Annotated in this window: 16 protein-coding genes; 9 read left to right on the forward strand and 7 right to left on the reverse strand. The window is 46.7% G+C overall.

What is annotated here, in order from left to right; translation table 11 throughout:
- Positions 1–5: 5 nt before the first annotated feature.
- The 3 genes from ACN0TF_RS00750 (at position 6) to ACN0TF_RS00760 (ending at position 4826) form a co-directional block, all read left to right on the forward strand.
- Positions 6–2375, forward strand: coding sequence for a VolA/Pla-1 family phospholipase (locus ACN0TF_RS00750; protein WP_417440365.1), 2370 nt, complete (start codon positions 6–8; stop codon positions 2373–2375).
- A gap of 72 nt (positions 2376–2447) precedes the next feature.
- On the forward strand, positions 2448–3446 hold the full coding sequence (gene sohB, locus ACN0TF_RS00755) for a protease SohB (RefSeq protein ID WP_417440366.1): 999 nt from the start codon (positions 2448–2450) through the stop codon (positions 3444–3446).
- 96 nt (positions 3447–3542) lie between these two features.
- Complete coding sequence (locus ACN0TF_RS00760; RefSeq protein ID WP_417440367.1) at positions 3543–4826, forward strand: dicarboxylate/amino acid:cation symporter; 1284 nt, start codon at positions 3543–3545, stop codon at positions 4824–4826.
- Positions 4827–4882: 56 nt separating this feature from the next.
- On the opposite strand, the gene miaE is transcribed toward ACN0TF_RS00760, so the two are convergent.
- Entirely contained in the window at positions 4883–5665 is a 783-nt protein-coding gene (gene miaE / locus ACN0TF_RS00765) for a tRNA isopentenyl-2-thiomethyl-A-37 hydroxylase MiaE (protein WP_417440368.1), read from the reverse strand.
- 197 nt (positions 5666–5862) lie between these two features.
- Between miaE and ACN0TF_RS00770 the strand changes: the two genes are divergently transcribed.
- Positions 5863–6462, forward strand: coding sequence for a Yip1 family protein (locus ACN0TF_RS00770; protein ID WP_417440369.1), 600 nt, complete (start codon positions 5863–5865; stop codon positions 6460–6462).
- 87 nt (positions 6463–6549) lie between these two features.
- On the opposite strand, the gene ACN0TF_RS00775 is transcribed toward ACN0TF_RS00770, so the two are convergent.
- Complete coding sequence (locus tag ACN0TF_RS00775; RefSeq protein ID WP_417440370.1) at positions 6550–8094, reverse strand: M17 family metallopeptidase; 1545 nt, start codon at positions 8092–8094, stop codon at positions 6550–6552.
- A gap of 28 nt (positions 8095–8122) precedes the next feature.
- Positions 8123–9502, reverse strand: a complete 1380-nt coding sequence (cysS, locus tag ACN0TF_RS00780) for a cysteine--tRNA ligase (protein ID WP_417440371.1) — start codon at positions 9500–9502, stop codon at positions 8123–8125.
- A gap of 117 nt (positions 9503–9619) precedes the next feature.
- Here cysS and ACN0TF_RS00785 point away from each other — a divergent pair, with 117 nt between their 5' ends.
- Both ACN0TF_RS00785 and ACN0TF_RS00790 read left to right on the forward strand, forming a co-directional pair.
- Positions 9620–10117 (forward strand): peptidylprolyl isomerase, encoded by a 498-nt coding sequence (locus ACN0TF_RS00785; protein ID WP_011234283.1) that lies wholly within the window; start codon positions 9620–9622, stop codon positions 10115–10117.
- Positions 10077–10823, forward strand: coding sequence for a UDP-2,3-diacylglucosamine diphosphatase (locus ACN0TF_RS00790; RefSeq protein ID WP_417440372.1), 747 nt, complete (start codon positions 10077–10079; stop codon positions 10821–10823). The genes ACN0TF_RS00785 and ACN0TF_RS00790 overlap by 41 nt, the downstream gene beginning before the upstream one ends.
- Here the strand turns inward: ACN0TF_RS00790 and ACN0TF_RS00795 are convergent.
- Positions 10805–12508 (reverse strand): GNAT family N-acyltransferase, encoded by a 1704-nt coding sequence (locus tag ACN0TF_RS00795; RefSeq protein ID WP_417440373.1) that lies wholly within the window; start codon positions 12506–12508, stop codon positions 10805–10807. The genes ACN0TF_RS00790 and ACN0TF_RS00795 overlap by 19 nt on opposite strands.
- A 126-nt stretch (positions 12509–12634) precedes the next feature.
- Positions 12635–14281: a M28 family metallopeptidase gene (locus tag ACN0TF_RS00800; RefSeq protein WP_417440374.1), complete on the reverse strand. Its 1647-nt coding sequence runs from the start codon at positions 14279–14281 to the stop codon at positions 12635–12637.
- Between the two features lie 176 nt (positions 14282–14457).
- On the opposite strand from ACN0TF_RS00800, the gene ACN0TF_RS00805 reads away from it, so the two are divergent.
- From ACN0TF_RS00805 to ACN0TF_RS00815, 3 genes are all read left to right on the forward strand, one after another.
- Positions 14458–16617: a TonB-dependent receptor gene (locus tag ACN0TF_RS00805; protein WP_417440375.1), complete on the forward strand. Its 2160-nt coding sequence runs from the start codon at positions 14458–14460 to the stop codon at positions 16615–16617.
- A 139-nt stretch (positions 16618–16756) separates the two neighbouring features.
- Positions 16757–18988 (forward strand): DPP IV N-terminal domain-containing protein, encoded by a 2232-nt coding sequence (locus ACN0TF_RS00810; RefSeq protein ID WP_417440376.1) that lies wholly within the window; start codon positions 16757–16759, stop codon positions 18986–18988.
- A gap of 40 nt (positions 18989–19028) precedes the next feature.
- Positions 19029–19421, forward strand: a complete 393-nt coding sequence (locus ACN0TF_RS00815; RefSeq protein ID WP_011234277.1) for an acyl-CoA thioesterase — start codon at positions 19029–19031, stop codon at positions 19419–19421.
- Between the two features lie 18 nt (positions 19422–19439).
- Here the strand turns inward: ACN0TF_RS00815 and ACN0TF_RS00820 are convergent, their stop codons facing one another.
- Both ACN0TF_RS00820 and fldB read right to left on the reverse strand, forming a co-directional pair.
- Positions 19440–21842: a zinc-dependent metalloprotease gene (locus ACN0TF_RS00820; protein ID WP_417440377.1), complete on the reverse strand. Its 2403-nt coding sequence runs from the start codon at positions 21840–21842 to the stop codon at positions 19440–19442.
- Positions 21843–21847: 5 nt separating this feature from the next.
- Positions 21848–22369, reverse strand: a complete 522-nt coding sequence (gene fldB / locus ACN0TF_RS00825) for a flavodoxin FldB (protein WP_034820885.1) — start codon at positions 22367–22369, stop codon at positions 21848–21850.
- Positions 22370–22394 lie beyond the last annotated feature (25 nt).

Here is a 22394-nt window from a genome sequence, read left to right on the forward strand (position 1 = left end):
ACCTCATGAAGAAATTATTACTCCCGCTTGCAATTGGTTCTGCACTTAGCCTTGTAGGCTGTGGTAGCGGCGACGAAGCTCCTGTTACAGAAACTGAAGTCAGTGTTGCTGCGTCTCGCGTAGTTTTTGACCCGTCCAATGGTGCTTTACCTGCACCTACTAACATCTTATTAAGTGGCTCAACTGATGGCACGTTGAATTTGCCGGTTGAAGATGCGTCAGATATAGCAAACCCTCAGGTTGCTATCAATGGGCTTGATGGCTGGGGTACGCACTCAACTTTAACTTTTGATTTCTCATTACCAGTTGATGAAAACGGTGAGCGAGTCACTATTGAAGCTGCTAGCCTGGAAGCCCAGGGCTCAATCCGTGTATTTGAAACGATTCAGGGCGGCAGTGAGGTTTCTGAGCAATGTGCCGCAGCAAATCCAGCGGCTGTATGTGCCGTAACAGGTGAACTTGAACACAATACCGACTTTACCGTTAAAGCAACGGGTGAGGGCAGTGTTGCCGTTGTACCACTGCGTCCATTCAAACCTAAAACCGGTTACCTGGTGGTATTGACCGACAATATTCAAGACTCCCTCGGTCGCGATGTTAAGCCATCACAAACCTATACCTTAATGAAACGTAATGCCGATGAGAAGCCTGTTTCAGGTGATGCAAGTGCAGTCTCTCTGCAGCGCCTGGTTAACAGTTATGAAGGTTCTTTAGAGCAGTATGGCGTTGATCCTGAAGGCGTGATTTACAGCTCGAACTTTACTACACAGTCTGTGGGTGATGTTTTGGGCGCGACTAAAAGTTTACTAGGACAACGGGTTTCGGCCTCTAATCCACCAGTGCTTCAAGCCGTTTCTCAGGGGATTACTTTGAATACGGTTTTGTCCGGCGAAGGAATTACTGATCCGAACGTTCTGGCTGTAGCAAGTGCAGCAAAAGTTTATGGAGGGCAGGTAGACTTACCTTATTACTCGCCGTTACCTACTACAGAGAACCCAAATGCACCTTTGACAGGACGGTGGACGGCTCAATGTGATAGTCCGGCTGCTATACTAAATGCTTTGCAGGCTGGTGAAATTGATGCTGCAGCTGAGGGAATCAGTGCTGCAATGATTGATGATCCAAAATTGATGCTGCCGCCTAACGACTGCTTTGATATTGAAGGTGTTGATGAGGAACGCAATTTAACTCGATATAATCCTATTCCTGCAAATCAGGGCGATCAGACTATAGAAGCGTTTATTACCATTCCTGATTTGGCAACGGCAAATGGCGTGCGAGCTACAATGGGGCTTGATCCTTTAACCGCTCCGGCCAATGGTTGGCCTGTTATTATCTTCCAACACGGTATTACGGGCGAGAAAGAAAATGCTGCAGCAATAGCGGGGACTTTCGCAGTAGCCGGATTTGCGACTGTTGCCATCGACCATCCATTGCATGGCGGGCGTGCATTTGATGTCGACAATGACGGCACTGATGATATCGACGCATCCAGTGAAAGTGGCGTTACCGCTTATATGAACTTAAGCAGTTTATTAACGACACGAGATAACTTGCGTCAGTCTATTACTGACCTTATTGGGCTTCGTCTAAGTTTGAATTACTTTCAGGATGCGGGTGCTACAGAAGAACTAAACGGTCAGGATGTGCATTTTGTTGGACATTCTTTAGGCGCAATTGCCGGAACTGGTTTCACAGCCTTAGCTAATACGTCTTTCGGTGAAGACAGCCCGCTTGCGGCTCTTGATGGACAGTTTTCTGTTCAAGCCTCAAGTTTAGGTATGCCAGGTGGTAGCATAGCGAGTTTCCTATTGGCTTCTGACAGCTTCGGGCCGACTATTAAAGCAACTTTACTCTATTCGTCTAACCCAGAGTTTAAAGCGGCGGCCGACCAGGCTATCGCTGGCGGCGCGACTCTTGAAGAATTCTACGCAGGATTTATGGCACAAGCGTCAGAACAGCAAGTTGCGCAAATTAATGCAACTCTTGAACAGTTCGCTTTTGCGGCTCAGACCGTTATCGATTCAGGAGACCCTGTTAACTATGCAAGTAGCGTAGTCGCATCGGAAACACCTGTACTTATGATTGAAGCTGTAGGTGATGCAGTAATTCCAAACGCAGTTGAAAATAAACCTTTGGCAGGTACCGAACCTCTAGCCGGATTACTAGGTTTAGAGGGCATTTCTGAGACAACAACACCTGATGGCAATTCAGTGTCGGGCATCGTTCGTTTTGGCGGTGATGCAGAGCACGCTTCATTAGTTAGTTCAGAATCGTCTGCGGCGGTTACGGCTGAAATGCAGCAACAAATCGCATTTTGGTTTGCATCTGATATGATGCAAGTGACAATCAGCGACGCAGATTTGGTAGAATAATCTCAGGTTATTGAACACTTGGTATTCAAAGGCCGGCAGTTATGCTGGCCTTTTTCGTTTTAGGAGAGTGGTATGGATTTTGTTGCTGATATTGGAGGCTTTTTACTAAAAGCCGCTATTATTGTTGTGGCTGTTGGTTTTATTGTGGGCCTTATTGCTCAGGCGGCGCAGAAGCAGAAAAAGAGTAAAGGCGATTTGCAAGTCACGCATTTATCTAAAGAGCTGAATGAGCTGAGTGAACAGTTGAAAATTGAGCTTATGGATAAAAAAGCTCAGAAAAAAGCATTGAAAGCATTAAAGAAAAAGAAAGCTGCGGAGAACAAAGAGAAACGTCTTTTTGTTATTGATTTCAAAGGCAGTATGGACGCGAAGGAAGTCGATAGTTTACGCCATGAAGTCAACGCTATTCTAAACTTGGCCACTGAGAAGGACGAAGTACTGGTAAGACTGGAAAGTGGCGGTGGTGTCGTTAATGGCTATGGTCTGGCGGCTGCTCAGTTACAGCGGTTGAGAGCGCAAAAGTTAACAGTCAATGTGGCTATTGATAAGGTCGCTGCAAGCGGTGGTTATATGATGGCTTGCGTTGGTCATAAGCTCATGGCGGCACCTTTTGCTTTTATCGGCTCAATTGGTGTGGTCGCTCAAATACCGAATTTCCACCGTCTTTTGAAAAAGCACAATGTCGATTTTGAACAATTAACCGCGGGCGAATATAAGCGCACTTTGACTATCTTTGGTGAAAATACTGATGAAGGGCGCCGTAAGTTTAAGCAGGATTTAGAAGCTATTCACCGTCAGTTTAAGTCTTTTGTTCAGGAAAATCGCAGCGAGCTGGATATAGACAAAGTTGCAACGGGCGAAGTCTGGTCAGGTCAGGAAGCAAAAGAGCTTGGCTTAATTGATGAAGTGATAACCAGTGACGCGTGGTTAATGAAACAGCATAAAGGTTTTGATGTATTGCAATTACAGTATGTTATCCGTAAACCGCTAAGTGAACGTTTTGCTAAAGGTATGTCCGTTATTATCCATACCTTAAAATCTTCCTTAACCCGGTCAGATGTCGCACAATAGAAGGTGTTCAGCGAGGCTTACAGTTTTATAGCTGCTTATTTAAAAGCTTTCTGCTAGGCTGTCGCAGTTTTTTAGAATGAATAATAAAGGACGCTTATGAGCGAAAAGAAAAAACTCAGCCTGACTAGCCGCATTGTTATTGGCATGGTCGCTGGGATCATTCTCGGTACCATTATTCGTTACGTTGCCGGTGATAATGCCTGGGTCTCTCTGTATTTAACCAATGGTCTTTTCGATGTTGTTGGTCAAATATTCATTACCTCTTTGAAAATGCTGGTTGTGCCTCTGGTGTTTGTATCACTGGTGGTCGGCACCTGTTCCTTAAGCGACCCCAGTAAGCTGGGACGCTTAGGTGGTAAAGCGGTTGGCATGTATATGATCACCACGGCAATCGCTATTACTTTTGCTATTAGTTCGGCTATTTTGGTGCAGCCAGGCTCCGGCATTGAGCGTGCTTCGGACGCTACCTTTGAGCCCAGCGAAGCGCCATCGGTTAGCGAGGTTATTGTTAACTTGTTCCCCGATAACCCCATCAATGCGATGGCTGAAGGCAATATGCTGCAAATTATTGTGTTTGCGTTGCTGTTCGGCATTTCCATGGCGCTAGTTGGCAAACCAGGTGAACGTTTGAAAGGCTTTTTCGATGATTTGAATTCGGTCATCATGAAGCTGGTTGTTATTTTAATGAACCTGGCGCCTTATGGTGTGTTTGCATTGATGGCCAAACTTTTCACGGAAATTGGCGTGGAAATGATAGGCAGTCTGGCGAAGTACTTCCTGCTGGTGCTGTTTGTGTTGCTTGCTCATGGCTTGATTATCTACCCCATATTTATGCGCGTTCTGGCACGGGTTAAACCGGGCATCTTTATGCGTAAGATGCGGGATGCTCAGCTGTTTGGCTTTAGTACAGCGAGTAGTAACGCGACTATGCCTATCACCTTAGAAACCGTTACCCGTCGTTTAGGCGTCAGTAACAGTGTGGGTTCCTTCACTGTGCCGCTGGGCGCTACCATCAATATGGATGGTACGGCTATTATGCAAGGTGTTGCTACCGTCTTCATTGCGCAGGTTTATGGGTTGGACTTAGGTGTTGCTGAATATCTTATGGTGATTATGACGGCAACTCTCGCATCGGTCGGTACTGCCGGGGTTCCTGGCGTTGGGCTTATCATGCTAGCCATGGTGCTGCAGCAAGTTGGTTTACCGGTTGAAGGTATTGGCCTTATTATCGGTGTGGATCGCTTGTTGGATATGACCCGAACCGCAGTTAACGTAACCGGTGACGCTATGGTCAGCTGTGTGGTTGCGCGCTCAGAAGGCGACTTTGATGAAGATGTTTATTATGACAAAGACGCTGGCAAAAAGCTGGAAGAGCTCTAACTGCCGAGCTTTCTCCGGTTACTTCCCCGGTTGTTACTTCGAGAGCCGGTGCGCATTCAAGCGTGCACCGGTACTCCTGAGTGAAAGCGTAGCTCAGTGTCTTCAGATGTAATCAACTCCGCTTCCCACGCCCTGAACTGATTAACCCGCTCAGTAATGTCTGTATCGCTTAGCTTCTGCGCTAACTCTAGGTAATCCTGATAATGGCGTGCTTCTGAACGCAACAGGGACACGTAAAAGCGGGCTATATCCTCATCCAGATAAGGAGCCAGTGCGGCAAAGCGCTCACAAGAGCGCGCTTCAATAAGAGCGCCTATAATTAACTTATCAATTAAAGCCTGCGGCTCGTATGTACGTACATGCCGGATCAGGCTGGCCGCATAACGCGATGCGCTGAGTTTATAAAGGGGCACATCACGCGCCTGCATTATTTCAAGAACCTGCTGAAAGTGATGCAGCTCTTCCCGAATTAAACGGGACATTTTATCAATAATTTCGTCGGCGTATGGTTGTGACTCTGCGGCTTGTAAAGCATGAGACAGCTGCTTGCTTTGTTTAAGTTGCTGAAAATCTCCAATACCGCGATAAACCAGGTCTTCGTATGGTTGCAGAGCGTCAAGCAGGGTTTGTCCGTGATCTTTATTAACGGCATAACGGCGCAGCAATAAGGCTGCACTTTGAGCCGCTTTTAACTCACAATGTAAATGATCCAACAAAATCACGGGCAGGTTCTCAGCCAGCGACGCTTGCTTAACCCACTCAGGAGGCGTCCGACAAAGTAAAAATGAGTGTATTGGGTCGAGCAGATTGAGATAGGGTTCGACGAGACTATAATTCACAGCGATCCTTCTTGGCGTAAAAGGTGTAATAAGAAATTAACAACTAACCCTTTGTTCTATAACAAAAGGCCTTGACAGAATACAGATGGTGCTGAATATTAGGTGCATGGGGTGAATTTTCAGCAGTACCCGCATCAAAAATTATAACGTATTTACGAATTTGGCGGTATGACCGCGAACTATGGGGAAGTGAAATTATGATACTGAATCATATTTGGGGTTTATACGCCCATCCAGCGCAAGAGTGGAAATCGATAGACAGCAAGCGTGAGAGCTTTCTTTATTCGTGTTCTCATATTTTACTGATAGCAATATTACCTTGTCTGGCAGCTTACTACGCTTCAGCTCATATCGGCTGGAGTGTTGGTGCCCGCGAGTCTATTTATCTTACCCAAAGCAGTGGCATCATGCTTGGCGTTGCAATGTATATTGGTATTTTGGGAGCCACGTTTGCGTTGGCTTACTTAATTTACTGGATGGCAAAAACCTTTGGTGCTGATCCCAGCTATACGAAATCGCTTGAATTAGCAGCTTACGCGGCAACTCCGGTTATTATGTCGGGGATAGCGTCACTTTATCCTGAGCTGTGGTTTGTTGCTTCCGTTTTTCTTATTGGTGTGGCTTATTCGGTTTACCTGCTTTACTCAGGCCTACCGGTTATTATGCACATTCCGGAAGAACGTGGCTTTCTGTACGCGAGCTCGGTAGTGACCGCAGGTCTTATTGCTATGGTTGTACTCATGGCAACAACCGCCATTTTATGGACCAATGGTTTTGGGCCAGACTTTATTTCTTAAGGTAAATGCTAAATAAAAAAATGCCCGGTTCTGTTTAACCAGAATCGGGCTTTTTTTATTGTTTTCAATAAAGTGCTTTCGTAAAAGTTACTTCTTCAGGTAATGACCCGCCAGACAAGTAACCGGAGCGGCTGTTGGTTTGCCGTGTTGCCAGTCTCCGCCTTCCACGCCGCTGCCGGCAATATCAATATGGATATAACTTATTGGGTGCTCACTATCAATGCCGTGATTGTCCAGACCGGACACTCCGGTTAGAAATGCCATTGGGAACTGGTGTCCACGTGGAGTAGCGGCAGAAGGACCGTTGTTAGATGACAGCAGGTCATCGCATAGGGTACGGCCTTTAACAAAGTCAAAGTCTTCACGACGCGACCAGGATATTTCTGTCGGATCACCATAGGTTTCGCCTGCATCGAATAATGCCTGAGCCAAGTTCTGACGACGTGCATGGCCATTGGGTACCAGAGCGCTGTATGGACCTTTTGAAAGGGCTGCGTGGCCTGTCAGAGTCGCTACCGTATACAATTCGTGTTCGCCGTCACTTTTCGCCGCTTCTTCGCGCAAATGCGACAACAAGTCGGCCATTATCAGACGGCCTTCCGCATCAGTATTACCAATGCGGACACGCTTGCCGCTGTGGCCGGTAATAATTTCATCGGCAACAAAAGCATCCGAACCAATGCTGTTACGTACCGCGCCAATCTCAGCTACCACATTAAGGTGTTCTGGCTGTAATTCCGAAACCGTTTTTAAGAAGCCGGCAACCCCTGCGGCACCGCCTTTATCTCGACTCATACCAGCCATATGACCACCGGTTTTTAAGTCAGCACCACCGGTATCGTAAACAATACCTTTACCGGCAAACATAACTGTACGCTCGGGGTTGTTGCCTTGATACTCAAGGCGAATAACACAAGGGCGGTGACGCTCCACAGCCATTGATGAGCGACCAACGGCTGCCAGCAAAGGGTACTCATGTTGGAGTTGCTGGTAGTCATCGATAACCGTGACCTTAACCGAAGTGTGCGCAAAGGCCTGGCGGCAATATTCAGCGAATTTAGGTGGTGCCATACGCTCAGGTTCGGTACCTGCAAGGTCGCGGGCAACGCGTTTACCGGCTTCAACCGCCATGGCCCATTCAGCGTCTAGCTCTCCGACTAAAATGACGTTCTGAGTCGGTTCAATGGCTTCTTCACCATGAGCTTCACGAGCTTCCAGTGGCTGGTAAAGTGCCTGACAAAAGCCAAGGTAAGCGGCTAAAAAGGCTTGTTGGTAACGTTCGTCATTGATATTGACATTATTCAGTGCAATAACCGGGTGGCGGGCTCCTGCATCTTGTGCAACTTTTGCTGCCGCATGTGCCGCATCGAAAACCTGACGAACATCGTCAAAGTCACGGTTTAACGGCCCGGTAGGTGCCGCGACCAAACGCTGGCCCGGAACGCCGTCAGCTTTTAACAGTAAGGGCTGTTTGCCCACTCTTTGATCGGTAATTTTTGCCTGCTGAATAGTCTCAGCCAGAGCTGAGTCGTCAATAGAATCAAAATTTCCAATTAAGATAAGTGCGTCGGCACCATCTTTTGAGTATGCGTCAGCCAGTGAGCTGACGATTTGCAGTTGTGCAAATGCCATAGGTTAAACCTCTTAATCAGTTTGTCGGTTAAGCGCGACGCCAGCGGGTGCCTTCAGCACCATCCTCTAAAACAATACCCATGTTGGTTAGTTCATCACGGGCTTCGTCTGCTGCAGCCCAGTCTTTATCTTCCCGGGCCTGATTACGCTTGGCAATCAACGCTTCAATTTTGGCGACATCGTCGTCGTCACCCTGTAAAAACTCTTCCGGAGACTGTTGCAGCAGCCCCATTACTTCAGCCAGCTCAAGTAAAACGTGCGCTAATTGCGCGGCTGTGTCCTGAGCACTCTCGCGGTTGCGGTTAATTTCCCGGGCAATTTCAAATAACACACTCATGGCTTCCGGCGCGTTTAAGTCGTCGTCCATTGCCTGCTGAAAGCTCTGCCAGTATTTGCTACGCAATTCTTCGCTGGCAGTTTGTGGTGTTATGTCACGCAATGCGGTGTATAAGCGCTCCAAAGCGGAGTGCGCCTGATCCAGATTTTCCTGAGTATAGTTTAGCTGTGAGCGATAATGACTCGACAACAGGAAGTACCGAACCGTTTCAGCGTCGTATTGCTCCAGTACGCTGCGGATAGTAAAGAAGTTGCCCAGTGACTTCGACATTTTCTCATTATCGACCTGCACCATACCGCTGTGCATCCAGTACTTTACGTACTCAGACTGATTCGCGCAGCAGCTTTGAGCTATTTCATTTTCATGGTGAGGAAAAGACAAATCAGAGCCACCACCATGAATATCGAAAGTGCTGCCTAAGTGCTTCTTATTCATCGCTGAACATTCAATATGCCAGCCCGGACGACCTTCACCCCAGGGCGAAGACCAGCTGGGCTCACCGGGTTTAGCGCTTTTCCAAAGCACAAAGTCGAGCGGATCTTGCTTGGCTGCATCAACATCAACCCGTGAACCCGCTTGTAATTGCTCTAAGTCCTGACGACTGAGCTTGCCATAATCGTTAAATGTGGATACATCAAACAGAACGTCGCCGTTACCAGCTTCATAGGCGTTGCCGTTTTCAATCAGGCGTTCAATCATCTGGATAATTTCATCCATATGGTCAGTTACACGCGGTTCGATATCGGGACGGACTAAGTTCAACGCGTCAAAATCTTTGTGCATTTCCCGAATAAAACGCTCAGTCACCTGATGAAAGTCTTCTCCGTTTTCTGCTGCACGTTTAATGATTTTATCGTCCAGATCGGTGATGTTGCGGACGTACTTAACGTCGTAACCAAGCTTACGCAGATAACGCACAACAATATCAAAAGCGACATAGGTTCTGGCATGACCAATATGGCAGTAGTCGTAGGTGGTAACACCGCACACATAAATACCCACGTGGCCGGGTTGAATAGGCTCAAATGACTGCTTTTTGCGGGTGAGGGTGTTAAATACGGTTAATGCCATAAATAGTGTCTCTTACTTTTAAACGGTTAGCCATGAAAACTGGGGGCTTATGATACCACCTATGGTACGGCTCTGGTACACTATTGGCTGGTTTAGTCAATGAAACAGGTACATTCAATGCAAGTCGTTTTACATACCAATCATGGTGATATCACTTTAGAAATGCACAATGAAACCGCACCTAAGACTGTAGATAACTTTTTACAGTATGCCCGTGACGGTTTTTATGACGGCACAATTTTTCACCGTATTATTAGCAACTTCATGGTGCAGGGCGGTGGTTTTGAGCCCGGCATGAAGCAAAAAGAAACACGCGCGAATATTGAAAACGAAGCTCCGACAGCAAAACCGAATGTGGTTGGCTCGGTGGCTATGGCGCGCACGCCCGATCCTCATTCAGCATCGTCTCAGTTTTTCATCAACGTGAATGACAATGCCTTTTTAAACTTTCAGAATGAAACACCTAACGGTTATGGTTATTGCGTATTTGCCGAGGTTGTAGAAGGTATGGATGTGGTAAACACCATTAAAGACGTGAAAACTGGTTCAGCGGGCTTCCATCAGGATGTGCCGGTTGAAGACGTGGTTATTGAAAGTGTGTCGGTTAAAGACTGATTCCATGACCACCGGCTTTATCGCTGACTTACATTTAAGTCCGGGGCGGCCAGATATTCTGGCTGCCTTTAGCGAATTTTGTCAGCAACACCGCAACCTTGATGCGCTTTATATTCTTGGTGATTTGTTCGATGCCTGGCTGGGCGACGACGATACCAGCGAATTTGCGGCGCAAGTGAAAAAACAGCTGAAGCACATGACGGATAGCGGTGTATGCCTTTACTTTATGGCCGGGAACCGTGATTTCATGGTGGGTGAGCGTTTTGCCAGCGACATTGGCTTAACCCTTCTCCCGGATGAAACGGTCATTGACTTGTATGGCGAGCGGATACTGCTGATGCATGGTGATACCTTATGTACGCTGGATAAAGGCTATCTGCGTTATCGGGCTATTATCCAGAATGCTATGGTCAAAGGTATTATGCGCAGCTTACCCTTGTCCTGGCGTATGCGTATTGCTAATCGGTTACGGCAAAAATCCAGTAGCCAAAGACCTGAACTAACCCCGGAACAGCTTTATAAAATGGATGCTCAGCACAGTGAAGTGCTGCATGTTATGGAAAAGCACGGCGTTAGAAAACTAATTCATGGTCACACACACAGACCGGCAGTGCATTGCTTCACTCTCGGTGACGGCAAACCCGCTAAACGTATTGTACTGGGCGACTGGTATCAGCAGGCCAGTGCTTACCTTGTTTCTAAATAACGCTTGCGCTTTTTCGCATTGAGTTTTGTGGTATCCACCAACACCAACCCATCTATCGAATGGTTAAAGTCCGGATCAACGCCAAACTCTAAAAACTGCACTCCGCCGGGTTCGCATAGCTCCGAGTATTGTTTGTAAAGTGTGGGAATGGCAGAGCCGATATTTGCCATGTAGCTTTTTAACAGAACAAATTCATCTGCATAGTTGTTACCGGTAAAGTCAGGCACCGTTGAGTCGGTGTTTAAACGATAAGGAATGTTCGCCCTGGCCATGGGTGTTTGGGGCGGAAAATGGCTGCTGTAAAATTTAACTAAAGCGGCCTGCGCATCCTTTGGTAACGCGTTGCTAATACTGACAGAACCAAATAAATAACGATAATTTGGATGCTTACGCAACAGCGCACCAATACCAACCCAAAGATAGTCCAGGCTACGCTTGCCCCAATACCGGGGCTGCACAAATGAACGGCCCAGTTCCAGACTTTGCGGAAAAATCTCCTTCATAGCGTCTGAGAATTCATAGAATCCGTCACTGTAGAGTCCGTTTTGGCCGTGCGCTTCTATTATTTTTTTGCAGTCGCCCAGACGGTAAGCACCGGCAATTTCAAGATCGTCCGGATCCCAGAGTATCAGGTGCATATACCAGGTATCGTACTCATCAAGGTCGCGTTTACGCCAGGTACCTTCGCCCACGGTGCGAAAAGCGACTTCTCTTAAGCGGCCTATTTCCCGAAGAATAGGAGAGCTGGCACTGAATTCATACAGATAAATCTTTTTGCCACATGGGGTTTCACCAAGTAATTCACAGGCTTCAATGGCCGCTTTCAGAGGTTGGCGCGATTCAGGACGGGCTATTGCTGTCTGAGTTGGAAAAATAGATTTCTTTTGAGTACCTAAACGGTATAAATGCTTTTTAAACAGTTTAACCTGCTGGTTGACACTAAGACCCTGATGAAGAAAGGCTTCAACCGGAATTCTTTGTCCTATATGACATTTAACTTGTTTACGCTGCTGACGAAACATTTCTTTCACCAGGAGCATTGTAGCTAAAGGCTTGTAGACCATAGAAGCGGTGTAAAACCAGGCTGAGTTGTGAGCGTCGAGACGTATGGGCAAAATGTCACTTTGGGTGGCCTTGGCTATTTTAAGAAAGCCACTTTGCCAGTGTGTGTCGCGTACCCCATTAGGGCGTAACCGCGACACTTCACCTGCAGGAAATAGTATGACGCACCCTTCATCGTGAAGGTGGTTATGTATGTTGCGAATGTCTTTGCGGCTGGGTTTGCCGCCGAAGACATTAACCGGCAGCAATAAAGAATTAAGAGGTTCGAGTGCAGACAGCCATTCATTGGCAACTATTTTTACATCGCTGCGCATTTCACTCACTAACTTTAATAACGCCAGCCCATCAAGAGAGCCTATCGGATGATTCGCAATAATAACCAGACGTCCGCTTACAGGGATATTATCCAGTTCTTGCGAAGAGTAGGAGTAAGTGAAATTGAAGTAGTCCAGAATGTGTTCAACAAAGTCTATGCCTTCTAAAGAGGGAGAGCTTTTGCCAAACTTCTGAATATCTTCTTCGTGTAAAAGGTTGCGTAAAACCCAGGTTGTTGGCTTCTCTAACCAGGGTTTACCTTTAATGAGTGGAAGCTTGTCATTAACGACTTTGTCTACAGATAACATCAAGTGCTCCGGCAGCTACTGATGGTAAAAGTGTAGAGAGCGTAAATGACAGTTTAATGACGGTCGCTAACAAAAAGGGAGCCGGTTAAGGCTCCCTCGAATTCGTTCTGTGCTTTAACAGTATGCTTAGTCGTTAAATTGCTTACCGAAGAACGAGTCTTCCAGCCATTGTGGACGCTTATCAGCGTTAGCAATTTCTTTACCAATGGCAAAGTTAATGTTGGTAAAGCGGGCGCCAGCTTCGTAGTTAATGTCTAAGTTGAGTCCATCGCTGGGCTTATGATAATGCTCAGCAAAAAACTCGCCCCAGACTTCGCCGCCGTCTTCACCTTCGGTACGTGAGGTAAAGCCGGTCATTAAAAATACCGCCGGAATGCCTTTTTTAACCAAAGTGTAATGGTCTGAGCGTGTAAAAATAGCCTGCTCAGGCATAGGGTCAGGGCTTTGCTTTGTATCGAACTGCTCAGCTGCTTTGCTAACAGTATCACCTAAAGTCGAATGTGAAGCACCAAAGGCAATGACGTCGGCAAAATCATACAGCAGTACGGGCATATCCAGATTTACGTTTGCTACAATGTTTTCTAATGGAACCGTCGGGTTATTCGCAAAGTAGTCCGCACCTAACAGGCCTTTTTCTTCTGCTGTTACAGACAAAAACATAATTGAACGATCGAATTCCTGTCCAGATTCCACAAATAAGCGCGCGGTTTCCAGCATAATGGAAACGCCACTGGCATTATCCATAGCGCCGTTATTGATGTTGTCTTCGCGGCTCATATCTTTTACTACGCCAATATGATCGGAATGCGCAGTATAAACAACGTATTCGTCTTTCAAGGTTTCGTCAGAACCGGGTAATACAGCCGCGACGTTAGGACTGGAAATTTCCGCATGACGCGATTCACGAGCCAGGGTTACTTCACCTTCCATCTCAAACCCTTTAGGAGAGAAGTCCGGATCTTCTTCGATTTTCTCGAAGATACTGCTCAGTTCAGTCGGAGCATTGGCAAAGAGTTTTTCGGCAGGTTCATCATCAATATAGGCGGAACCTTTTAACTGTTGCTCTTCACCTTTAGGCAAACCGTTAGGACCTAACCAGGTCATGCGTGGTGTTTTGGTGTAATAAACACTGGTTTCGTATTTGCGAGTTTTTTCGCGTACCGGAGTGTGCAAAGTAATAATACCAACCGCGCCTTTTTCGCGGGCAATATCACTTTTAATATTGGCTAAATGAGCGCCTTCTTCGCTAGGCAAAAAGTCCGGACGACCGGTTAGCATCACAACAATTTTGCCTTCTACGTCAAGGCCGTTATAGTCATCAAGTTCAAACTCAGGGGCTTCCATACCATAGCCAACAAAAACTAATGGCGCGGTAATTTCATCTTTTTCTTCATAATGACTTGGGCCGGTAATGAATTGCTTAGGGAATTCAAATTCAACCACTTCACCATTGTTTTCAAAGGTCATGCGAGCGCTGTTTTCTTTCAGTGTACTTTTACGAAAGGGAATACGCTGATAAAAAGTATCGTCATCGCCAGCAGGCTCCAGGCCTAGCTGCTTGAATTCAGAAACAATGTAGTTAGAGGCAATTTCATGCTCGTCGCTACCGGTTTCGCGGCCTTTAAGGTCATCGTCTGCAAGAAACTCTAAATGAGCACGGATATTGGATTCGTCAGCACGGATCTCTTCAGTTTTTGACGTGGTTTCTGATGCACCGCAAGCCGCTACCAGCAGGCTTAATGTGACGGGCAGAAGAATATGGGATGGCTTCATATCGTGTCCTTGGTGTTATTTTTATCATAATAGCCAATCTAGTGTACCGCAGCAGATAACAGACAACCAGAGTGGATAGTTGAAAGAGTGTTGCAAAACGTATCAATATTTCGTAATGTTATATTATTACAATAACGAGATGGCGTTAATCTGAAACGACGTTAACTGGAGTGGTTATGAAACTGAATGCATTAACTCTTGCATTACTGGCAACAAGCACCGTTGCGCATGCGCAACAGCAAGAAGAACATGAACACATTAATGACTATGAAGTCATAGTGATTAATGCAAGCCCGCTGGATAAGACGGCGCTTGAATCGGCACAGCCTGTCAATATTATTTCTGGTGACGCGCTTAAGCAAAAGAATGCCCATAGTCTGGGAGAAACTCTGGCAATGGAGCCGGGTATTAACAATACCCATTTTGCTAATGTTGCGGGCAGCCCTATTATTCGGGGGCTAGGCGGGCCACGAGTAAAAATCACCCAAAACGGACTTGATACTGGTGACGTATCTCGAGGTGGTCCTGATCACGCGGTCACAACTGAAACCAGTACCGCACAGCAAATTGAAGTACTAAGAGGCCCGGCAACCCTGCTGTACGGCAGTGGAGCAATTGGCGGGGTAATTAATGTCGTCGATAACCGCATTCCTTCTGAACCTGTGTACGGCATGCAGGGTAATGCGAATGTGTCAGCTTCTACCAATAATGATAACAAAGAGGGCTCTTACGACTTGCAAGTAGGCAACGGTCGTTGGGCACTTTATACCGACGCCTTTATTCGCCGCGCCAATGATTATGAGACACCGTCGTTTACTAATGATGAAGGTGAAACGGTGGATCACATTGATAACTCGTTTATTGATTCTCAGGGCGGCACCATTGGCGCCAGTTATCAGTTCGATGATGGCTTTTTCGGAGTGTCTTACCAGGGGCTTCATCAGGAATACGGTATTCCTGGTCACGACCATGGCCACGGTGAGGAAGAAGATGAGCATGAAGAAGAGCCGGGTCATGAAGAAGAGCATGACCATGCGGAAGCCGGTCCTTATGCTGATCTAGAGCAAGAACGAATTCAATTTGCAGGTCAATGGCGTAATCCTTTTAGTGGCTTTAACCGTCTGGATTTTCGTGCCGCTTTAACTGATTACCAACATCAGGAAATTGAAGACAACTTCGTTGCAACTCAATTTGAAAATGAGCAGAAAGAGATACGATTGATTGGTCAGCATAAAGAAATTGCGGGCTGGAAAGGCGCTGTCGGTTGGCAGTGGGACATCAGTGATAAGGCGGCTTTTGGAGAAGAAGCCTTTACCCCGAACACCTCGCGCCGTACTCAGGGCTTATTCTGGGTCGTAGAGCAGGAATTTGGTTCTCATCATGTTGATTTAGGTGTTCGTCACGAGCGCACATCACTTTCTAGTGATGAGCGTAAACTGGATACCTTTGACGCCACTTCGGCATCTGCCGGTTACCTCTACCATTTTAGTGACCACACATCGGTTTCGTTTAACCTGAGTCATGCAGAAAGGGCGCCGGCTGCAAACGAAGTCTTTGCTAACGGTAATCACTTTGCAACCCGCACTTACGAGCTAGGTCTGGGTTATGAGCTGCACGAAGAAGAGCACGACGAGTACCATGTTGAGCCGAATGATGCTGCGATTAAAACCGAAACATCAAACAACATTGATGCGGGATTCCATTACGAGAATGACCGTTTTCATGCAAATTTGAATGTGTTCTACAATCGCGTTGATGACTTCATCTACGATGATTTCATCGGCCTGAACAGTGAGCAATTGCATGGTGATGAAGGTCATGACCACGAAGAGCATGCCCATGAAGAGGAGCATGCAGATGAACATGCTCATGAACACGGCGGTCTGGAAGTGGTTCAGTTTAAACAAGTTGATGCCGAGCTTTATGGCTATGAACTTGAGTTAGACTGGAAATTTACAGAACAATGGTCACTTCACAGCTTTAGTGATTACACCCGGGCAAAACAGCGTGATGGCGATGATTTGCCGAGAATTCCGGCGCAACGCATTGGTACAGAAGTACGTTATCAGGCCGTTGGCTGGGATGGTGCTATCGGTTATACGCGCTATATGGAACAGGATAAAATAGGGCAGAATGAGACCGTAACCGATGCTTATGGCTTACTGAACGCCCGCGTCAATTTTTACCCGGAGTGGTTAGCTAACTATGGCGCTACGCTTTACCTGAAAGGTGAAAACCTGACAGATCAGCTAGGCTTTGTTCACAGCTCCTTTATAAAAGATGACGCACCTGTTACCGGTCGTCGTTTCCAGGCAGGCGTTTCTATTAGCTTCTAATTGAACAGCCCTCCCTAAAATAACGCTATCGTCGTAATTCGGCGGTAGCGTTTTCGTGTTATTTCACCGCAGCCAACCGATTTTTATCCCGAATTTTGTTAATATAAGTGGTAATAAACTCATCGTTGGATCTTGCATCATGCCTTTTCATTTTAATCGCCGTATTCAGGCGATTGCTGTTATTGTTTTTAGCTTTTTTAGTCTCTCTGTTTTTGCCGAAGAGTTAACCGTAGAACGTTTGTTTAGTGGCCCCAGTCTTACGGGGGAAACACCAAAATCGTTAAAGTTTGCGCCCGGCGGGCAATACCTTTCATACTTAAAAGGCAGTAAGGAAGAGCCGCAACGTTATGATCTCTGGTTATACGATATCGAGGCCGAGACACATAAATTGTTAGTCGCGGCAGACCAGATAGCTGCCAGTGAGCTTGAATTATCCGACGAAGAGAAAGCCCGTAGGGAACGTCAACGCATTAGCGGCAATGGCATAATTGAGTACAGTTGGTCAGCAAAAGGGGACGCGCTGCTTTTTCCCTATAACGGTGATGTTTTTTATTACCAGACTGACGAAGAAAAAGTGACTCAGCTGACAAAAACGGATGCTTTTGAAACTGACGTTAAGTTCTCGCCAAAAAGCAGCTACGTGTCTTTTGTCCGCGAACAGAATTTGTACTTTATTGACCTTGCCAGTGGTGAAGAACACGCGGTTACAACCGAAGGCGGTAGCACGCTTAAGTTTGGTATGGCGGAGTTTGTTGCCCAGGAAGAAATGAAGCGCATGACCGGTTACTGGTGGGCTCCGGATGAGTCGGCTATTGCGTTAACCAAAGTCGATGAAAGCCCGGTACCTCTGGCCACCCGTAGCGAGATATACGCAGACCGAATTGAAACCATACAACAGCGTTATCCGTTCGCCGGAAGTGACAATGTCGACATTGACCTGGGTGTATATCAAATTGCCGACAAACAGACCAATTGGTTGCAGCTCGGTAAGAAAAGTGATGGTTATTTGGCTCGGGTGAAATGGGTTGGTGATAGCAAGCGCTTGAGTTATCAATGGCAGAGCCGGAATCAGCAGGCCTTGACGCTTTGGCTTTATAATAGAACAAACGAAACTCAGCGCGAGTTGCTGACAGAAACCTCGGATAGCTGGCTTAACCTGCACGATGACTTGTATTTCTTAAATGATAACAAGCATTTCATTTGGGCATCTGAACGAAGTGGCTTCAAACACCTTTATTTATATCGTCTGGACGGGTCGTTAATTCGTCAATTAAGTTCCGGCGACTGGCAAGTTGATGAACTGGAAGCTATTGATGAAAGTACCGGTACGCTGTATTTTACGGCTCGGAAAAAGTCACCTTTGGAATCGCACCTGTACCGTACTCAGCTAAATGCGAGTTCTGCGGCCAACCCAACGCGCATTACAACGCGCGAAGGTATGCACCATATTGAATTTGATGCCGATGCACGCTCGTACCTGGATACTTACTCATCGCCTCAGCAACCTAAACAAGTGAGCTTGCATGGTCCTACAGGGAATCATCTGGTGTGGCTGGCTGAAAACAAAGTGACCGAAGAGCACCCACTGTCTCCTTACTTGAGAAACTGGCGTTACCCGGAGTTTGGTGAACTGGAAGCTGAAGACGGCCAGACACTGTATTACAAAATGACCAAGCCGGGAAATTTTGATGCAGAAAAGCAGTATCCGGTGCTGGTGTATGTTTACGGTGGACCCGGCGCTCAGCGAGTAACGAAAAGCTGGGGCAGCGGTTTTGTTCAGTATATGGCTCAACAGGGCTTTATCGTCTTCACTCTGGACAACCGGGGTTCGGCGAACCGGGGAAAACGCTTTGAGGCACCTATTTTTAAAAACATGGGGAGCCCGGAAGTGGACGATCAGGTGGTGGGGGTTAACTATTTAACCAGTTTGCCTTATGTCGACCCAAATCGCATTGGTATATATGGTCACAGTTACGGCGGTTACATGTCGCTGCTGGCTATGTTTAAAGCACCTGAATACTTTAAGGCCGGAGTAGCTGGCGCACCGGTAACCGATTGGCGCCTATACGATACGCATTACACTGAACGTTTTATGGGCATGCCTGATGACGGCGATGCCTATGAAAACTCGTCGGTTTTTCCATACAGTAAGAATTTAAAAGGTGATTTACTGATTTACCATGGAATGGCCGATGACAATGTTTTGTTTACTCATAGCACGAAGCTGTATAAGCAATTGCAGGATAATGCTCAGGCTTTTGAAATGATGAATTACCCGGGGAAAAAGCATTCTATTAACGGGCGTAATACAAAAATTCATTTATATTCAATGATTGCTCAATTTTTTCAACAAACCATTGGCGAACAATAGGTTATAATATGTACATATCTTCCATGAACAAGGAGTGACTATGCGCTTTTTATCTCGCCGACTGGTTATGCCAAATGATTTGAACTTTGCCGGTTCGTTATTTGGTGGCCGTATTTTAGAATGGATTGATGAGGAAGCTTATATATTTGCCAGTTGCCAGCTAGGGGCAAAAAGCCTGGTAACTAAGCATATTGGCGCTATTACCTTTGAAACTTCTGCGTTTCAGGGTGATGTCGTTGAATTTGGCTTGCAGGTAAAATCTGTGGGACGTACATCTTTAGCTATCACTTGTCTGGTACGTAATAAGCACACCAAGCAAAACATTTGTTCAGCTGATGACATTGTGTTCGTACATATTGATCCGGAAACGCGTCAGCCAACGCCTCATGGCAAAACGAAAGAACAGTTAGACGATTTTCCAGAGCCGCTTTAAGCGGCTCTGGCATTTCATTTAAATTGGCGAACCCGGCGGTAGCGGCTCGGGTTCGTATTGTTCCGGCCACTCTCCCTCGTTTAAGAACTTATCTAAATCCTCTGCCAATTGTTGTATTAGCATTGAGTCAGCTCTGGCAAGCTCCTGCTGTTGTTTAGCAAGCTCTGCTCGCATAACTAATCGTGTTTCTGCAGCCAGTCCCGAATTTTTTACAGCTCTTACTTCGGCGTTGATGGCCGTTGCCAGCAAGCGCTGCTGAACTGGGGCTTTCTTTGCGTTTTCCCAGTCGCTGAAAACGGTATTGAAAATTGCCGTCATTAGTCCGGCCGGAGAAGGCACTCGGTCATTGTCCGCGTGTTGTTGTGCTAACCGGTTCAGACGCTGGCTGTTTAACATCAAACTTAAACTGTGATCCGCGGCACTGGCAGCCATGCTGACGGTATCGGGTACTAGCCCTGTTTTACCACTGAAGTTTTCGCGCGACTGGCTTTCACCGTAAGCTGACGGAACCAGCCATTGTTTAATATGTGAAGGTACACGCAGAGTATCCGCCTGAATGGTTTTTAACAGCTGTTTCAGAGCAGCTTGTTGTCTGGCGGCACCTACCGGCTGGTAGTCGTCCGTAGAATCGTCAGCCATATAGTAATGGTAGTTAACTCCGCCTAACCATTTTACTGCCGCTTCGGTCTGGTAGCGGTGCAGCAAGTAAATAGGCACAAAGGTCGATTGTAACTGGCTTAATGGCTGATCGCTGTTCAGCATGTCTTTGCTGAAGTTATCCAGCACTTGCTGGCGCACAGAAAGCAGTCGCTCAAGCTCGGTAACAGGCTCACTGCCGTTATCCCACAAATGTGCCTGAGGGTGAGCACCACTGGCAGGGCGTGCATCTCTGTCTGAAATAAAGCTCAGATTGAGCGTTTTATTTTCATCCAGAATACGGGCCAGTTGCTCGTTAGATGATGGCATACCGCCAAAGTCACTGTACCCATAAGCCAGAACTTGCTTATCCCATACTCCTAAGCCTTCTGTATAAGCGTTGCTTAAGCTTAAACCGCCATCAGTTGTCAGGTTTACCAGCGGGTGAGGGTAGTCCATAACGGAAGCTCTGTCTGACGCGCTGGCAGCAAAGTTATGAGCAATGCCTAAGGTATGACCAATTTCATGCGCACTTAATTGGCGAATACGAGCCAGAGCCATATTTTTAACCGCGCTTTTAAGTTCACTGGGGTCTTCGATAAAAGGCGTCAACAAGCCTTCGGCTATTTTCATATCCTGACGGACACGCAGTGACCCCAGGGTGACATGACCTTTAATGATTTCGCCAGTACGAGGGTCTATTACCGATGAGCCGTAAGACCAGCCCCGAGTTGCACGGTGAACCCACTGAATAACGTTGTAGCGTACATCCATAGGATCAGCATCGTCGGGCAGAACTTTTACCTGAAAAGCATTTTCGTAACCTAAGGCTTCAAAGCCCTTAGCCCACCAGCGGGCACCTTCAAGCAATGCTGTTTTGACAGGTTCTGGTGCACCCGGGTCAAGATAATAAACAATAGGTTCACGCGCTTCACTTTGTGAGGCAATAGGGTCTTTCTTATTCAACCGGTGACGTGGGATATATTGCACTGTCATCGATTCGCCAAGAGGTGCGGCGTAGTCTTTAAAACTGTGAGCCCAAAAACCGCTGTTTGGATGAAATTTCCGGGGTTGGTATCCGGCGTCAGGTAGCTTTATAAAGGAGTGGTGCAGGTGCAAAGAAAGTGCATCGGCGTTGGCCGCAACCTGATTTATCCACTGCCCTTTTCCGTCACCGACAAAAGTGACTTTCGCTTCCAGCTCCGTATTTTCTGAAAAGGCTTTGCTACGTTCAGGGTAAATGACTGAGCGGCTTGTATCGGCCTTAAATTGTCCTTGCTCGGTTTGCTGTAAGCGCTTACTAACACCGTGTACATCACTTAACAAGTAAGGGGTGTAGTCTATTAACACACGTTCATCGTTGCTCGCAACAACGTCAAAACCATAAAGCACGGCGTCGGCAAACGCTTGATCGACACTGCTGCGTTCAGCCTGATTCCGCGTTTGTGCACGAAACTCGGTGTTGTGTTGAACCAGTAACGCCTTATTTCCCTCAACATGAAATGATGCTAACCGAGTTTCACCCAGTTGACCGCGGTCCAGCCCGACATCATTAGAACCTAAGCCCCAGGGAAGGCTGGTTTGAAAAATAAACTGTGGTTCTTGTCTGGGCACTTCCAGATAAAATTTAGCGTTTGTTTTATCGTGGTAAATGGTGAAGAAGCCGGACTTCTCCTGGAATGATGAGGTGAATTCTCCAATGCTGGAAACTTCGGTTTTTGCCTGAGCCGTTATCGACACTAACAAGGCGAGTAACAGCAGGGCTTTTGAAAGAAAGCTTTGCATTTTTATTATCCTAATTGTTCGGCAATTTCTTCTAAAATTTGCGTCGTCCATTGTTCGATACGTTCATCTGATAGCTCATATTGGGAGTCTTCATCTAGTGATAAACCGACGAACTGAGTGTTATCTGCGGTTAACGCTTTGGAGGCGGCAAATTCATAGCCCTGATTTGGCCAAAAACCAATGCGCTTACAGCCGTGGTTGGCTATGGCATCATGCAGCATGCCCAGAGCGTCCTGGAACCAGTCGGTATAACCTTCCTGATCACCCATGCCAAAAAGCGCAACAACTTTACCGCGCAGGTTCACGTCATTTATGTCATCCCAATGGCTTTCCCAGTCTTCCTGAAGTTCGCCAAAATCCCAGGTGGAAATACCAAAAATAAGAATATCAAATTGCTCAGCTTCTTTTAGCGGGGTATTTTTTATATCAAACAGCTGAACAATGTCCTCGCCAATGGCTTGCTGAATTTTTTCTGCAGCAATTTCGGTATAGCAAGTGGTAGAGCCGTAAAACAAGCCAATTTCCAGGGACATAATAACTACCTCTGTCATA

It is taken from the genome of Idiomarina sp., assembly GCF_048265525.1.
Lineage (GTDB): Bacteria > Pseudomonadota > Gammaproteobacteria > Enterobacterales > Alteromonadaceae > Idiomarina.

What these genes read in the sequence shown, in the direction of transcription:
- ACN0TF_RS00805 (WP_417440375.1), top strand. Translation starts at nt 14,458, where the DNA reads ATGAAACTGAATGCATTAACTCTTGCATTACTGGCAACAAGCACCGTT.
- ACN0TF_RS00785 (WP_011234283.1), top strand. Translation starts at nt 9,620, where the DNA reads ATGCAAGTCGTTTTACATACCAATCATGGTGATATCACTTTAGAAATG.
- ACN0TF_RS00820 (WP_417440377.1), bottom strand. Translation starts at nt 21,842, where the DNA reads ATGCAAAGCTTTCTTTCAAAAGCCCTGCTGTTACTCGCCTTGTTAGTG.
- ACN0TF_RS00800 (WP_417440374.1), bottom strand. Translation starts at nt 14,281, where the DNA reads ATGAAGCCATCCCATATTCTTCTGCCCGTCACATTAAGCCTGCTGGTA.
- ACN0TF_RS00815 (WP_011234277.1), top strand. Translation starts at nt 19,029, where the DNA reads ATGCGCTTTTTATCTCGCCGACTGGTTATGCCAAATGATTTGAACTTT.
- sohB (WP_417440366.1), top strand. Translation starts at nt 2,448, where the DNA reads ATGGATTTTGTTGCTGATATTGGAGGCTTTTTACTAAAAGCCGCTATT.
- ACN0TF_RS00775 (WP_417440370.1), bottom strand. Translation starts at nt 8,094, where the DNA reads ATGGCATTTGCACAACTGCAAATCGTCAGCTCACTGGCTGACGCATAC.
- ACN0TF_RS00770 (WP_417440369.1), top strand. Translation starts at nt 5,863, where the DNA reads ATGATACTGAATCATATTTGGGGTTTATACGCCCATCCAGCGCAAGAG.
- cysS (WP_417440371.1), bottom strand. Translation starts at nt 9,502, where the DNA reads ATGGCATTAACCGTATTTAACACCCTCACCCGCAAAAAGCAGTCATTT.
- ACN0TF_RS00750 (WP_417440365.1), top strand. Translation starts at nt 6, where the DNA reads ATGAAGAAATTATTACTCCCGCTTGCAATTGGTTCTGCACTTAGCCTT.
- ACN0TF_RS00810 (WP_417440376.1), top strand. Translation starts at nt 16,757, where the DNA reads ATGCCTTTTCATTTTAATCGCCGTATTCAGGCGATTGCTGTTATTGTT.
- ACN0TF_RS00795 (WP_417440373.1), bottom strand. Translation starts at nt 12,508, where the DNA reads ATGTTATCTGTAGACAAAGTCGTTAATGACAAGCTTCCACTCATTAAA.
- ACN0TF_RS00760 (WP_417440367.1), top strand. Translation starts at nt 3,543, where the DNA reads ATGAGCGAAAAGAAAAAACTCAGCCTGACTAGCCGCATTGTTATTGGC.